We start from the raw sequence: 13,988 nt of genomic DNA, 5'->3' as shown, positions 1-13,988 counted from the left end.
GATTATTCTCCTTCATTGATCGCTTCTACAGGCGCTGTATGTGCACGAAGGCGACCTACAGTTAAATTGCCATCCGTTAGATATTTTTGTGCCACTTTCTGGATATCTTCTGGCGTAACTTTCTCTAAGTATGAAACTAGATTTTCGCGGTTTCTCCAACCTTCGCCTGTTGTTTCAGCAGAACCAATCGACATTGCTTGAGAGTAGATAGAATCTTTAGCAAAAACTTGGCTTGTACGATACGCTGTTAAAATTTTATTCAACTCTTCTTTTGTGACTAAAGTGGTTTGAAGGTTTTTAATTTCTGCTTTGAGTTCTGCTTCTAAGATTTCCAATTCAACACCTTCAGCAGGTACTGCGCTGAATAAGAATGTTGTATCATAGCGAGCGCCTTCATTATAGTAGCTAGATGCATCCAAAGATTGTTGAGATTCTCTCACCATTTTTTTAGGTAAACGTGCTGTATTGCTACCACTTAAGATTTCAGAGGCTAACAGTAATGCATAAGCTTCTTGCTTGTCATCTGTACTGTTAATGCTGGGTACTTTGTAGCCCATAAATAAAACAGGTAGATTGGCTGGTGTTGCCATTTCAATGTACTTAGTATCATTTTGTGGCACTTCAAAGTTAATTTCACGTACGATCTCTTCACCACGTGGGATTTTGCCAAAATATTGCTTCACCAATTCATGTGTTTGGTCTGCATCCACATCGCCCACAATGACAACTGTTGCATTATTAGGGCGATAGAATTGGTTATACCAAGATTGTAAATCAGCCAAAGTCCAGCTTTGGATTTCTGGCATCCAACCAATGATTGGATTACGATAAGCATTGGTTGTCCAAACTGTTGCATTGAAGGCTTCGTAGAATAATGATTGTGGATTACTATCTGTACGTTGACGACGCTCTTCTGCCACCACTTGGCGTTCAGGTGCAAAGTCTTCTTCTTTAAGCACAAGATTTGCCATACGGTCTGATTCTAATCGTAAGCTCGTTTCCAATTCCCAGCTGGGTAAAATTTCAAAGTAAGCTGTGTAATCATATGAAGTGAAAGCATTATCTTTACCACCTAAGTTTGCAATGATTGTGGAATGTTCATTAGGCTTCAATGTCGGTGTGCCTTTAAACATCATATGTTCTAACATATGAGATAAACCACCTTTACCACGTGGTTCATCCACTGAACCAACTTTGTACCAAACCATTGTTACCGCAACAGGCGCACGATGATCTTCTCGGACAATTAGCTTTAAGCCATTATCGAGTATATATTCATGAGTGTTATGAGTGGTAATATTTTGGCTTGCCATGGTTGTTGTCGCCAATAATGAGAGTGTTGTTGCAGCCAAAATCTGCTTAAATCCTTTTCTACTTTGAATCGTTGGCGATGCCATAGTGATCTCCTGAGTTAGAAAGTGAGTTTGATTGTGGGTCAAATGAAGAAGTCTAAATAAAGTAATGATCTCGCCCACAAGACGAGATCATTTGGTGGTTTTGCTCAACTGCTATTATATTTTTATAGTGTAAATGTTTGCCCAGTTGTGAATGGCTGAGTACTATCATTTAAATCAATGATAATTTTTGTAACATCGTTAATATTTTTAGCATCACGGCTGCCAGAAGGTGAAACACTGTAACGCAATGCCGAGTTTAAACGAACAGGATCGATGCTGTTGAACTGTAATTTGCCTTGTACTTCAAATTCTGTCGCAAATAGCTTCATTAATGTTGCTAAGCCTGCTTTGGCAACAGCATAACTGCCCCAATAAGCTTCATCACCACCTGCAACTTCGGCATGATCAAAGAAGATAACAGAGGCAAATTTATCTGCTTTATTCAATAATGGTAACAATGCTTGTGTTAAGTAAAATGGTGTATTCAATGTTGTATTAATACTGAGTAACCATTTTTCTGGATTGGTATGTGCCAATGGCGTTAAGTTGCCAAGATTAGCTGCTGTATGGATGATGCCATCTAATTTGCCAAATTCAGCTTCTAAAGTTTCATACAAAGCGTAGAAATCTTCTGTGGTACATTTTGCGAAATCCATGTACAAAATTGCAGGTTCAGCACCACCTTCGGCAACGATCTGATCATACAAATCATCAATGAGTTTTTTCTTTTTCTCACGGCCTAAGAGAATGACCGTAGCACCTTCTTTGGCTAATGCTAATGCACTATTTCTACCAACCATGCCTGTAACACCAGTGATTAAAATCACCTTGCCTTGTAAGCGACTCATGTTATACCTCTGTTGAATGATCTGTTAATGGTTTTTCTGCATACAAAAGATAATTCATAGAAAGATCTTTGGTTAAATAAGCCACACGATTGAACGGATTGAAAGACATTCCACGTGTTTCTTTCACGGATAAACCTGCATTTTCACAATATGAATAAAGCTCAAAAGGTGTAATGAACTTATCGAAATCATGCGTACCTTTAGGTACGATTTTGAGAACCGTTTCTGCTGTAAAAATGACTAACTGTTTAGCTTTGAATGTGCGGTTGATCGTTGATAAAAAGATCTTGCCGCCTGGCTTCAATAGTTTGCTACATGCATATAAAATGGATTGAGGATCTGGTACATGCTCAAGCATTTCTAAGCAAGTAATGACATCATAAGTTTCAGGTTGTAAATCTGCCAATGCTTCAACGGTGGAGAGTTGATAATCAATGTCTAATCCTGTTGCTTGAGCGTGATCACGTGCAACTTCTAATGCACCAATTGCTAAATCAACACCCGTTGAAATTGCACCGCGACGAGCTAATCCTTCAGTGATGATTCCGCCTCCGCAGCCAACATCTAATGCTTTAATACCATCTAGTTGTGCAAATTCTGTAATGAATTCAAAACGAGTGGGATTGATATCATGTAAAGTTTGGAAGCTACCATTAGGTTGCCACCAATCTTGCTGGTCAAATTTGTTGATCTCATCTTGAGAAACATTCTGCATAACTTATTCTCCTAGCTATGAGTTATTGTTCTACTGGTTTAGGTGCAACTGGTGCTGTTTGAGCAGGTGCACTTTGAGGCTGAGCTTGAGGTGTTTGCAAATCTGATTGCAATAATTTAGAAAGCTCACTGATATTAATTTGTTGTAAAAACTTTGTTGGCAAGAATTTAGCAATCATGTTGGCACTGGTTTCTACAAAAGGTGCTAATTGTGCTTTTTGCCACATAGGAATGCTGTTTAAGCCTGCATTCATCGCGAATAATCCTAAAAATGCCACAACTAACCAACCGCGCAATAAGCCAAAAAACATGCCTAAGAAACGGTCAATGAAAGAGATTTTTAAAAAGCGAATCATCAGAGATATGGCAAGATTCACTAAACCTGCTAAGAATAAAATGCCTAGGAAAGTGATGGCATAACTTAAGATAGAGACTAATAATTCTTCGGTTGAACCATCTGTCGCTACGAGATCAATTTTACCGCCGCTGAGTGAATTTAATTGACCTGGTAACATCGCTGCAACATCTTGTGAAAAATAAGCTGCCCCCCAGAATGCAACAATCCACACGAGCAAAGAGAGGGCTTCTGTAATTAGCCCTCTGAAAAATGCGATGATGGTTGATAGCCCGATAATACCGACGATGGCAATGTCAATGTAGTTTAGATTGTTCATAATATCCCGTTATGAATTATTGAATTTGAATGATATAGCTATTAACACCTTGGCGTTTTAAATCTGCTTGTACGTTTTTGGCATTATCTTGTGTTTTAAGTGGCCCGATGCGCACTTTATACTGTCCTGATAGATAGGCAACCTCGGATGAATAACCTCGTTTTTTATATTCCATCATTATTTTATTGGCATTTTCTTTGCTGGAATATGAACCCACTTGTACAAACCAAGTGAATTTAGGTTGGGTTGCTGCTTGTGTTTTATTGTTTGTGTTTGGTTTAGATTGAGCTGTACCAATTAATTCAATTTTTGGCAATTGACTAGGTGCCTTTGCCTGATTGCTATGTGTTGCATTATTAGGGCGATTGTGAGAAGAATTGGCGGATGTTTGCTGATTCGCTTCTGCTAATAGTTGTTCCGCAACGGAAATATTAGGATCACGCTGTGTTTCTGTTGGAATCATCGGCGCAACATTGTTGTTAGATTGTTGGTGTGTGACATTGTTCCATGTATTTTCTGAAATAGGATCAACATTTTCCATGTTTTGACCATTATTGGAGAGTGTAGGAATAGGGTCCACTGAAATTGTAGGCGATTGAAAATCATCAAAATTGTTCTGCATAGCATTAGATTGCGATGTTTGTGCAATATTTTGATTGTTTTGAGAATTGGTCGGAACTTTGTATTCATTGGATGATAGGAGATGCGGCAAAATTAAGATTAATAATGCCAAAACAGCGATAGCGCCGACGATGCGTTGTTGTAATTTTTTATTCATAGTTTTATCTCTGAGTAATCCAGTCTAGTCCTTCACTTACAGTATGGAATGATCCAAACACCAAGATTATATCATCATTTTGCTGCATGCTAAGTGCCTTTTGACATGCGTTGGCGACAGAATCTTCCATAAAAACAGTATGCTGTTCATTGAGGAATGGCAGGATGCGTTCTTTGAGCTCTGAGGCAGTTTGTCCTCGATCACCTTCTAAAGTTGCTAATACCCAACTATCCACATCATTCTTCAGAGCAGAAGCAAGATTGGCGGCATCTTTATCTTTGAGCATTCCCAATACAGCGACAACTTTTTGACTATTTGCACGATATGGTTTTAAAAGGTCATGTAAGATCGCAGCACCTTGAGGATTATGTGTTACATCAAAATAAAATTCACAGTTGTTATGAATGACTTGTTCAAAGCGGCCTTTGAGTTGTGTATTTAATAATCCGTGCCCAATGATGGACTCTGTTAATTGCTCTGCAATTGGGCTGTTGAGTAAAACAGTGATTGCTGTTGCGGAGTTCTGTAATTGATGGGCACCTTGCAAACGCGGCATAGGTAACATCAATGTTTTGCCCTGATGTTGATATTGCCATGAAGATTCACTGACTTGTTGATACTTAAAATCTTTATCCCCATGCAAAAGCGTTGCATGATTTTTGTCAGCTTGTTGAATAATAGAAAGATTGGGTGAGTTTTCCGCGGAAATTGCTAAAGCATTTGGCTTAATGATGCCAGCTTTTTCAAATGCAATCTCTGTAATGGTATTGCCAAGAAGATTGGTGTGATCCAAGTCTATTGGTGTAATGGCAGCAATATTTGCATCTACAATATTGGTTGCATCTAATCTTCCGCCTAAACCAACTTCCAAAACAGCGATCTCTATTTTATGTTTATGAAATAGATAAAATGCTGCCAAGGTTGCAAATTCAAAATAAGTGAGTGTGATTTCACCTCGCGCCGTTTGAATTGCTTCAAATGCCTCGATGATCTCTTCATCACTCGCATTTTGCCCATTAATTTGAATGCGCTCATTGAAGCAATGCATATGCGGAGAAGTATATAACCCTACAGAAATGCCTGCTGACTGACAAATGGATGCAATTGTATTCGTCGTCGAGCCTTTACCATTCGTGCCTGCAACAGTGATGATAAATGGCGCGATCGGCGAAACATTGAGTTGTTGAAATACTTTTTGAATGCGCTCTAATTTAAAATCCATCGCTAAAGGATGGATTTTTTCGAGCTCAATTAACCATTGGTTAAGGCTTTTAGGCATTTTTTTCTGCTGTATCTTCTGGCTGTTGGAAAGAAGTTTCCGCGAAAGGTTCTGGCAATTGATAGAGTTTAGACAATACCGAAGAGATTTCATTTCGCATTTCACGGCGATCAATGATCATATCAATGGCGCCTTTTTCCAATAAGAATTCACTTTGTTGGAAACCTTCAGGTAATTTTTCACGGACTGTTTGCTCGATAACGCGAGGGCCAGCAAAACCAATGAATGCTTTAGGTTCAGCGATGATGATATCACCTAACATTGCAAAACTCGCAGAAACACCACCATAAGTTGGGTGAGTTAATACTGAGATAAATGGGATTTGTTCATCATTCATTTTACCGATGATTGCTGAAGTTTTTGCCATTTGCATTAGAGAAGTCAGGCCTTCTTGCATACGCGCACCACCACTTGCTGCAAACACGATTAATGGTCTGCGTTCTGCAAATGCTAAATCCGCTGCGCGTTTAAAACGTTCACCAACAACAGAACCCATAGATGCGCCCATGAACTCAAAATCAAATGCACATGCAACAACAGGAATGTTTTTCAGTGTGCCAGACATTGCAATCATGGCATCTGTTTCGCCTGTTGCTTTTTGTGCCTTGCTGATGCGGTTCTTATAAGGCTCAATATCTTTAAAGCCTAAGAAATCTACAGGCTCTAAATTGCCAGCAATTTCATTGGTAGAACCTGTATCCAAGAAGTTCAATAAACGACTTCTTGCAGAAATTTTCATGTGGTGATCACATTTTGGGCAAACATTTAAGTTTTGCTCTAATTCTTGCTGATAAAGAATAGCATCACAGCTTTTACAGTTTTTCCAAATGCCTTCAGGTACTTTTTTGTTTGAGTTTGTACTTTTGATACGCATTGGGTTAAGACGGTCGAACCATGAACTCATTGATACACCTTTAACTAAGTTGAAGTGGATTAGCAATGATAAATTATTCCGAATAAATACTCAATAGAACAGAATTTAATGGCATTCTTAATGCGAGCCTTTTAAAAAGAGCGTATAATAGTGAACTCTTTTAGTCCTATATGATGAGCAAGACAAATGATGGATTCTGATTTACAGGCGTTGTATCAAGAAGTTATCCTTGATCACAATAAGAAACCTCGTAATTTTCGTGTAATTGATCCTGCAACGCATTCTGCCCGTGGGCATAATCCATTGTGTGGTGATCAAATTAAAGTATTTTTGACCGTTGACGATAATGGCGTGATTCAAGATGTGGCATTCAAAGGCGAGGGCTGTGCAATTTCAACAGCATCCAGTTCTTTGATGACAGAAGCTGTGAAGGGTAAAACGATTGAAGAAGCAGAAGCGCTTTATCATCTTTTTCATGATGCAGTAACATCTGATGATGACATTGATAGCAGTGGTTTAGGTCGTTTAGCAATTCTAACTGGCGTTAAGAAATATCCTGCGCGCGTTAAATGCGCAACATTATCTTGGCATGCGCTTCATGCAGCTTTGACTGAAAACAACGAACCCGTTAAAACAGAGTAATGTAAGGATTATAGAATGAGTGATGTTGAAAGATCACCGCACGAAGCGGTCATTTATTATGCTGAAGGTGTTGAAAAAACTGAAGCGAGTGAAGCTTTAGTTGAGGATATTGTTGCAAATATTAAACGCGTTTATGATCCAGAGATTCCTGTAGATATTTATGAATTAGGCTTGGTTTATGTGATCGAGTTTTTGGATACAACAGAAGACAATTTTAAAATTAAAATTGATATGACATTAACAGCACCAGGTTGTCCTGTTGCGGGCTCAATGCCTGAATGGGTTCAAAATGCTGTCATGGCATCGCCTGAAATCACAGAATGTGTTGTAGATTTAGTATGGGAACCATTCTGGACACCAGAACGTATGTCGCTGCGTGCGAAATTAGAATTGAATATGCTATAAATTTCTATTTCAGTGATTCAGAGAAAGGCTTCTAATATTGTTAGATATTAGAAGTCTTTTTTATTGGTTTAAATATATTGATAGTAACGCATTATTATTAGAAAAAATAAATTAAGAATGTATTTTATTTGCAAATGATAATCATTATTATTAATATATCGCCTTTTTCATAAGGCCAAGATGTTTAGCATTAAGAAAGAGCAGTATCGTATTCAGCCATTAGCAATGATTGTTGGGTGTTTAATCATGGGGCAAATGACATATGCGCAGGAGAAAAGCGCTAAAGTAAAAGATGAATCAGATGATGCGATCATTGCGGATCTTTCAGGTGTGATTGTTCAAGCAAATGTACAGAATCTTATTGGCATGGATGCAGGTTTAGGCAAAAGTGACGTTGGTACGAGCACCTTGAATCAAGCACAAATGGATGTCATTCAGGCAAGTAATATGGCCTCTGTTTTGGATAAAATGCCAGGTGTTAGTTTATCAGGCAGTCCAAGACCTGGTGGGCAAACCATAAATATTTGGGGATTAAGCGATAGTAAATCAGTGCCAATTATGGTGGATGGCGCCTTAAAAATATTCGATAAATATCAGCAGGGTACGTTATATGTAGATCCTGATTTAATCAAAGAAGTGACTGTGAATAAAGGTTCATTCAGTCCTGAAATTGGGAATGGCGGTTTTGGCGGTAATATTCAACTGAAAACGAAAGATGCGACTGATTTCTTGAAAGATCAGCAAAATCTTGGGGCTTTTATAAAGTACGGGCATCACACAAATAATGATCAAAATAATTATACGGCAGCGATTTATGGTAGAACGAAAAATCAAGTCATGGATGGATTGTTGTATTATACGAAAACTCGCTCGAAAGATGTTGAGTTGGCGACAGGTGAAAAATATCATGATTCTTCTATGGATCAATATAGTTACTTGGTGAAAAGTAATATCTATCTCGGCGAAGAAGCAAAGTTGACAGTATCATTGGCCAATACGCAGTATAAAGGTTGGATGCCATTTGCAGCGAAAAGTAAAAATACAATTAATTTTGATCCCAATAATGATTATGATCGAAAACGTCGAATGTTTTATCGTGATCAGCGTGATAAAAGTTACAGTGCTAATTTTGAATATGCGCCTTCTGAAAATCCTTTAATTAATTTTAAAGCTGAAATTGCTCATTCTGAAACTAAACAGCACGATGAGAAAATTAAACCAATGGCAGGGCAAAAAGCACCATCGGTATCATTATCGACATTTGGTAAAGAGAATTGGACGCGCTATAAAAATACCAGTATTCATTTAAGTAATAAGAGTGTATTAACGACAGGTAAATTTGAACATAATGTAACGGTTGGATTGCAGTATTTGCGTAAACAACAAAATGCCCTGATGCTTTATGATAAAGGGAAATATGCGACTGAAGAGTTTAACGGCGGTTATTTTACGCCACCATTCTTGCCAGCAGGTAGACAAACAATCACTAGTGTATATGTTAATGATGATATTAAAATCGGTGATTTTACGATCAGTCCATCATTGCGTTATGATCATGTGAAAAATCAGAGTTTTGGTAATGTAGTAGGATATTCGTCCACAGATCCTCGAGATGGCCATGATTATCGTTCAGTAAAATATGAAGGCTTTTCACCACGGATTGCACTTTATTGGCAACCGAATGAAACTTTTGCACTGTTTGCAGATTATTCACGTAGTTGGCAATCGCCTAGTATAGATGAGCAGTATACTGTGCAAGGAAAAGGCATTAGAGGCCCCAATGGTACAAGTCGTTATTTAGGTAAAGAGAAATTACAAGCCTTTCGTTTTGGTGGTATGGTTAATCTTCAAAATGTGATCACATCGGATGATCGCTTATCACTACAAGCTACAGCATTCCATAATAAAGTTAAAAATGAAGTGCTTCGTAAAATTGGTGCAAAGCAATGTTATGGGCATCATCAAACAGGTAGTTCCTCTATGTGCCCGAAACCTAAAGGTACATTTCATAATGGACCAGGTTATACCATTCAAGGTTTAGAGTTAGACATTAAATATGATAGTGAATATATATTTGGTGGTGTATCTGCGACGATGATCAAAGGGCAGAGAAAAGCTTCTCCTGTGGATATTTGGTTTGAAAAAGATACTTGGATGCGTGATATTCCGCCAAGAGAATTAACAGCAACGATTGGCTTTAACGTGCCTCAATATAATTTTAGTATGGGTTGGCAAAGTAAAATCGTGCGTAAACAAACAAGAACGCCCAATACGATTGATACAAGCTATGCAGCTAAAACGATGAGTTATAAGTTAACACCAGGTTATTCTGTGCATAATATTTTTATGGTGTATGAACCTTATGGTGATAAAGGGCCGAAGATTAATTTAACCGTGGATAACCTGTTTAATAAAGAATACGCACCTTATCTGAGTGATGATATTCCAGCACCAGGACGAGATATTCGTTTGAGCGTTTCATATCAATTTTAGTATGATTTAAGCTGTATTAGAGCTATTCATGTTGGAGAACCACAATTGAGAAATTGTGGTTTTTTGTGGGATCAATAGCTGAAATGCTGTTAATAAAAAAGCTCTGAATATTTCAGAGCTTTAATAACTTATTGAAAATAATCTAAAAATTAATCAGATTCTTTCAACATTTTTTCTAGGTAATGAATATCCGTACCGCCTTTGATGAAGTTAGGATCGTTTAAAATCTTCAAATGCAATGGGATATTTGTTTTGATACCTTCGATCACTGTTTCTTGCAATGCGTTGCGTAAGCGAGCGATTGCGATGTCGCGCGTATGACCATGAGCGATGATTTTACCAATCATTGAATCATAGTAAGGTGGAACTTTGTAACCAGCATAGATATGTGTATCTACACGGATACCAGGGCCGCCTGGTGGCACGAATGTCGTGATTGTTCCTGGTGAAGGCAAGAATGATCTTGGGTCTTCAGCATTGATACGGCATTCAATTGCATGACCAGAAAATTTGATATCTTCTTGTGTGAATTTCAATGGTTTGCCATTAGCGATATCAATTTGTGCACGGATTAAGTCGATGCCTGTTACTAATTCAGAAACGGGATGCTCAACTTGAATGCGTGTATTCATTTCGATGAAATAGAATTCGCCATTTTCATACAAGAATTCAAATGTACCAGCACCACGATAACCAATACGTTTACACGCATTAACACATGCTTCACCAATTTTTTGGCGTTCTTCTTCTGTGATTCCAGGTGCTAATGCTTCTTCGATAACTTTTTGGTGACGACGTTGCATAGAGCAGTCACGTTCACCTAAGTAAACGGCATTGCCATGCTCATCTGATAATATTTGGATCTCTACATGGCGAGGTTTGCCTAGGAATTTTTCCATGTAAACCATTGGGTTGCCGAATGCTGCACTTGCTTCTGCTTTCGTCAATTCAATGGATGATAATAGATCTTTTGCATCGTGAACAACGCGCATACCACGACCGCCACCGCCACCAGAAGCTTTGATGATTACAGGATAGCCGATTTCAGCTGCTAATTTTAAGTTTGTATTGCCATCTTCTGTCAAAGCGCCTGGTGAACCTGGAACGCAAGGAACGCCAGCTTCAATCATCGCTTTTTTCGCAGAAACTTTATCACCCATTAAGCGAATTGTTTCAGCGCGTGGGCCGATGAAGATAAAGCCTGATTCTTCAACACGTTCTGCAAAGTCTGCATTCTCAGCTAAAAAGCCATAACCAGGATGGATCGCATCAGCATCTGTTAATTCAGCCGCTGCAATCAATTGTGGCATGTTTAAGTAGCTTGAAAAAGATTGTGGCGGTCCGATACAAATTGAATCATCCGCTAGTAATACATGTTTTAAATCTCTATCTGCTGTTGAATAAACTGCAACAGTTTCGATATTCATCTCTTTACAAGCTCGCAAAATACGCAGTGCAATTTCACCACGATTTGCGATTAGTATTTTTTTAATCATGGAATGGTCCTTATCTTATTCAAGAATGAAGAGCGGTTGATCGAATTCCACTGGCTCACCATTTTGAACAAGGATCGATACAACTTTTCCAGAGATTTCCGCTTCGATCTGATTAAACATTTTCATTGCTTCTACGATACAAACTGTGTCGCCCATATTTACAGTTGCACCCACATCAGTGAATGATTTTGATGTTGGAGATGCTGCGCGGTAGAAAGTACCAACCATTGGTGAACGAATCACTTTACCTTCTGGTAATGCTGGTGCAGCTGGCTCTGCTGCAGCTTGAGGCGCTGCTGGTGCTGCAGTTGTTGCAACGATTTGTTGCATTGGATTGTATGCTGGTGCCGCTGCTGGTGCGATATGTGCTACTGCTGCGCCTTGAGTATTACGGCTAATGCGGATTGAACCTTCACCTTCGATAATTTCAATTTCAGAAATTGTTGATTCATCAACTAGATCGATTAAGTTTTTAATTTTACGAATATCCATGAGTTTTTATTCTCCTACGACAAAGTTATTAATTATCTTGATGAGATGATATTTTGAGCTCTGTAGAGCGCAAGCTCGTAGCCGAAAAGACCATGTCCCACCAGAATTCCTGAAGCAACATCTGATAAATATGAGTGATGTCTAAAATTCTCACGAGCATACACGTTTGAAATATGAATTTCTATAAAAGGAATTTGAACGCTTAAAAAAGCATCGCGAATACCAATACTTGTATGTGTATATGCACCTGGATTTATGATGATCACATCAACATTATCTGATTTTGCTTGTTGAATTTTTGTGATGATTTCACCTTCAATATTGGATTGAAAGCAAGATAGCGTGAGTTGTAACTGATGTGCTTGTGCTGTTAATTGTGTCTCTAATTGTTCGAGCGTGGTAGAACCATAGATATGAGGCTCCCTTGTACCAATCATATTGAGATTAGGACCATTGATTAACAATACCTTAGGTAAGTCTGCTGTAGACATATTGCCTCATAGTTAGTACATAAAATAGGGTAATTATACGGATATCACTTCAAAGTTTCAAAATTTAAGTGAAATTCGTTGAAATTTATCAGTCGGTGGGATCGTAACAGATTTGTTGGATATAACAAACTAAAATATAAAAAAAAATAGATTTGTTTAAAATATAATATATTTAGTTTTTTTTTGAATTTTTATGCATCATCCTAAAATTTTTTAAAATAAAATACTCAAGATTAATATTTAAGAATCTTTGTGATTAACCTATTTCCCTAATGTTACAGATTTTTATCTAAATATCATTTGGATTTTGTTAATGCTTCTTTTAAATTTTTGATCGCATTTTTGGTGTGATTATTTTTCACTGTGCTAAAATTACGCACTTTAAATTGATTGGACATTGATATAGATGTTTGAATTAAATGGAAAATATATCCGAAATTACCTTAATTTGATCCTTGTTTCTATTGTTGCTGTATTGATTTCAGCATGTGCAAATGCAAATACTGCACATAAATCATCTGCGAATCGTACTGAAAAGTTGTTGGTGGATGATTTTAACAAACATAGAAAATTACAGGATGAGATTAATCATAAAGAAGTACAAAAGCACATTAATAATTTTACGAAAGATCCAAGAATTTTTAATCATTTGGATTCTGAGCGTTTAGTGATCATGAGCTATATTCTCACTGAAATTAAGAAGCGTGATATGCCAGCTGAATTAGCAATGATTCCACTGATTGAAAGTAGTTATCGTCCTGCTGCTTCTAATAAAGGTCAGCATGTAGGTCTATGGCAATTTGGTAAGCAAACTGCTAAAAACTTTGGCATCGATGTGAAGAATAATTATGACGGCCGTTATAATACAGAGGCTTCTACTAAAGCTGCGTTAGATTATTTAGAATATTTGAATAAAATGTTCGATGGCGATTGGTTGTTAACAATGGCTGCCTACAATGCAGGTGAAGGCCGTGTTTTAAGAAGTATGAAGGCAAACCGTAAAAAAGGTAAAGCCGAAGATTACTGGAGTATTGAGTTACCTCAAATAACGCGCGCTTATATCCCTAAAGTTTTGGCATTGTCTGAGGTGATTTCTGAAAGAGATAAACTCACGAGTATTCAGCAGAATGACATTCCTAAATTGGTTCGTGTTAAAACAGATAGCCCTGAAAAGTTGAACAAAATCATTAAAGCTTCAGATGTTCCTAAGGATGTGATTGAGTTTTATAATCCTAACATTGCTAAGCGCAATAGTGTTAAAGGAATTGTCTTGCCAGAGAATGAGATTCAAAAACTGAAAGGTTTGCCTAAAAAAGAGTTGGATAAATACATCATTTATGGCACAACTGGGAAAAAAATTGCTAAGTCTTAAATTTGGTTAAGATATTGTCTTATCATTTTTCAC

14 protein-coding genes are annotated in these 13,988 nt (G+C 37.7%); 4 read left to right on the top strand and 10 right to left on the bottom strand.

The annotated features are described in order from the left end of the window. Positions 1-2: 2 nt before the first annotated feature. The 7 genes from ACA100_RS12080 to accD form a co-directional block, all read right to left on the bottom strand. The gene (locus ACA100_RS12080) at positions 3-1,397 is read right to left on the bottom strand and encodes a M16 family metallopeptidase (RefSeq protein ID WP_481077955.1); all 1,395 of its coding nucleotides are present in this window, start codon (positions 1,395-1,397) and stop codon (positions 3-5) included. 122 nt (positions 1,398-1,519) lie between these two features. After that, positions 1,520-2,245, bottom strand: a complete 726-nt coding sequence (locus ACA100_RS12075; RefSeq protein WP_481077954.1) for an SDR family NAD(P)-dependent oxidoreductase — start codon at positions 2,243-2,245, stop codon at positions 1,520-1,522. Position 2,246: 1 nt separating this feature from the next. Then, positions 2,247-2,960: a bifunctional 2-polyprenyl-6-hydroxyphenol methylase/3-demethylubiquinol 3-O-methyltransferase UbiG gene (ubiG, locus tag ACA100_RS12070; protein ID WP_481077953.1), complete on the bottom strand. Its 714-nt coding sequence runs from the start codon at positions 2,958-2,960 to the stop codon at positions 2,247-2,249. A gap of 22 nt (positions 2,961-2,982) precedes the next feature. Continuing rightward, the gene (locus tag ACA100_RS12065; protein WP_481077952.1) at positions 2,983-3,633 is read right to left on the bottom strand and encodes a CvpA family protein; all 651 of its coding nucleotides are present in this window, start codon (positions 3,631-3,633) and stop codon (positions 2,983-2,985) included. 16 nt (positions 3,634-3,649) lie between these two features. After that, a complete protein-coding gene (locus ACA100_RS12060; RefSeq protein WP_481077951.1) occupies positions 3,650-4,411 on the bottom strand; it encodes an SPOR domain-containing protein in 762 nt (253 codons plus the stop codon). Positions 4,412-4,415: 4 nt separating this feature from the next. Continuing rightward, complete coding sequence (gene folC, locus ACA100_RS12055) at positions 4,416-5,690, bottom strand: bifunctional tetrahydrofolate synthase/dihydrofolate synthase (RefSeq protein ID WP_481077950.1); 1,275 nt, start codon at positions 5,688-5,690, stop codon at positions 4,416-4,418. Beyond that, positions 5,683-6,594, bottom strand: a complete 912-nt coding sequence (gene accD, locus ACA100_RS12050) for an acetyl-CoA carboxylase, carboxyltransferase subunit beta (protein ID WP_481077949.1) — start codon at positions 6,592-6,594, stop codon at positions 5,683-5,685. The genes folC and accD overlap by 8 nt, the downstream gene beginning before the upstream one ends. Before the next feature lie 156 nt (positions 6,595-6,750). Here accD and sufU point away from each other — a divergent pair, with 156 nt between their 5' ends. The 3 genes from sufU to ACA100_RS12035 all read left to right on the top strand — a co-directional run bounded on the left by sufU (position 6,751) and on the right by ACA100_RS12035 (position 10,104). Next, entirely contained in the window at positions 6,751-7,206 is a 456-nt protein-coding gene (sufU, locus tag ACA100_RS12045) for a Fe-S cluster assembly sulfur transfer protein SufU (protein ID WP_481077948.1), read from the top strand. Positions 7,207-7,221: 15 nt separating this feature from the next. Further along, positions 7,222-7,611 carry an iron-sulfur cluster assembly protein gene (locus ACA100_RS12040; protein ID WP_481077947.1) on the top strand — a complete coding sequence of 130 codons (390 nt, stop codon included), beginning with the start codon at positions 7,222-7,224 and terminating at the stop codon, positions 7,609-7,611. Positions 7,612-7,791: 180 nt separating this feature from the next. After that, positions 7,792-10,104 (top strand): TonB-dependent hemoglobin/transferrin/lactoferrin family receptor, encoded by a 2,313-nt coding sequence (locus ACA100_RS12035; protein WP_481077946.1) that lies wholly within the window; start codon positions 7,792-7,794, stop codon positions 10,102-10,104. A 149-nt stretch (positions 10,105-10,253) separates the two neighbouring features. Here ACA100_RS12035 and accC read toward each other — a convergent pair whose 3' ends face one another. The 3 genes from accC to aroQ are packed head-to-tail and all read right to left on the bottom strand — an operon-like array spanning position 10,254 to position 12,583. Then, a complete protein-coding gene (accC, locus tag ACA100_RS12030) occupies positions 10,254-11,600 on the bottom strand; it encodes an acetyl-CoA carboxylase biotin carboxylase subunit (RefSeq protein ID WP_481077945.1) in 1,347 nt (448 codons plus the stop codon). Between the two features lie 15 nt (positions 11,601-11,615). Further along, complete coding sequence (accB, locus tag ACA100_RS12025) at positions 11,616-12,092, bottom strand: acetyl-CoA carboxylase biotin carboxyl carrier protein (RefSeq protein ID WP_481077944.1); 477 nt, start codon at positions 12,090-12,092, stop codon at positions 11,616-11,618. A gap of 32 nt (positions 12,093-12,124) precedes the next feature. Next, entirely contained in the window at positions 12,125-12,583 is a 459-nt protein-coding gene (gene aroQ, locus ACA100_RS12020; RefSeq protein WP_481077943.1) for a type II 3-dehydroquinate dehydratase, read from the bottom strand. A 406-nt stretch (positions 12,584-12,989) separates the two neighbouring features. Between aroQ and ACA100_RS12015 the strand changes: the two genes are divergently transcribed. After that, positions 12,990-13,955 (top strand): transglycosylase SLT domain-containing protein, encoded by a 966-nt coding sequence (locus tag ACA100_RS12015; RefSeq protein WP_481077942.1) that lies wholly within the window; start codon positions 12,990-12,992, stop codon positions 13,953-13,955. Positions 13,956-13,988: the final 33 nt, after the last annotated feature.

This window comes from Wohlfahrtiimonas sp. XWW7 (assembly GCF_056716055.1).
This window is presented reverse-complemented; position numbering and strand designations above follow the sequence as displayed.

Excerpts from the sequence above, each read along its gene's own strand:
- folC (WP_481077950.1), bottom strand. The coding sequence starts at position 5,690 with ATGCCTAAAAGCCTTAACCAATGGTTAATTGAGCTCGAAAAAATCCAT.
- sufU (WP_481077948.1), top strand. The coding sequence starts at position 6,751 with ATGATGGATTCTGATTTACAGGCGTTGTATCAAGAAGTTATCCTTGAT.
- ACA100_RS12040 (WP_481077947.1), top strand. The coding sequence starts at position 7,222 with ATGAGTGATGTTGAAAGATCACCGCACGAAGCGGTCATTTATTATGCT.
- ACA100_RS12060 (WP_481077951.1), bottom strand. The coding sequence starts at position 4,411 with ATGAATAAAAAATTACAACAACGCATCGTCGGCGCTATCGCTGTTTTG.
- ACA100_RS12035 (WP_481077946.1), top strand. The coding sequence starts at position 7,792 with ATGTTTAGCATTAAGAAAGAGCAGTATCGTATTCAGCCATTAGCAATG.
- ACA100_RS12075 (WP_481077954.1), bottom strand. The coding sequence starts at position 2,245 with ATGAGTCGCTTACAAGGCAAGGTGATTTTAATCACTGGTGTTACAGGC.
- accB (WP_481077944.1), bottom strand. The coding sequence starts at position 12,092 with ATGGATATTCGTAAAATTAAAAACTTAATCGATCTAGTTGATGAATCA.
- ACA100_RS12065 (WP_481077952.1), bottom strand. The coding sequence starts at position 3,633 with ATGAACAATCTAAACTACATTGACATTGCCATCGTCGGTATTATCGGG.
- ACA100_RS12015 (WP_481077942.1), top strand. The coding sequence starts at position 12,990 with ATGTTTGAATTAAATGGAAAATATATCCGAAATTACCTTAATTTGATC.
- accD (WP_481077949.1), bottom strand. The coding sequence starts at position 6,594 with ATGAGTTCATGGTTCGACCGTCTTAACCCAATGCGTATCAAAAGTACA.
- ubiG (WP_481077953.1), bottom strand. The coding sequence starts at position 2,960 with ATGCAGAATGTTTCTCAAGATGAGATCAACAAATTTGACCAGCAAGAT.
- aroQ (WP_481077943.1), bottom strand. The coding sequence starts at position 12,583 with ATGTCTACAGCAGACTTACCTAAGGTATTGTTAATCAATGGTCCTAAT.
- accC (WP_481077945.1), bottom strand. The coding sequence starts at position 11,600 with ATGATTAAAAAAATACTAATCGCAAATCGTGGTGAAATTGCACTGCGT.
- ACA100_RS12080 (WP_481077955.1), bottom strand. The coding sequence starts at position 1,397 with ATGGCATCGCCAACGATTCAAAGTAGAAAAGGATTTAAGCAGATTTTG.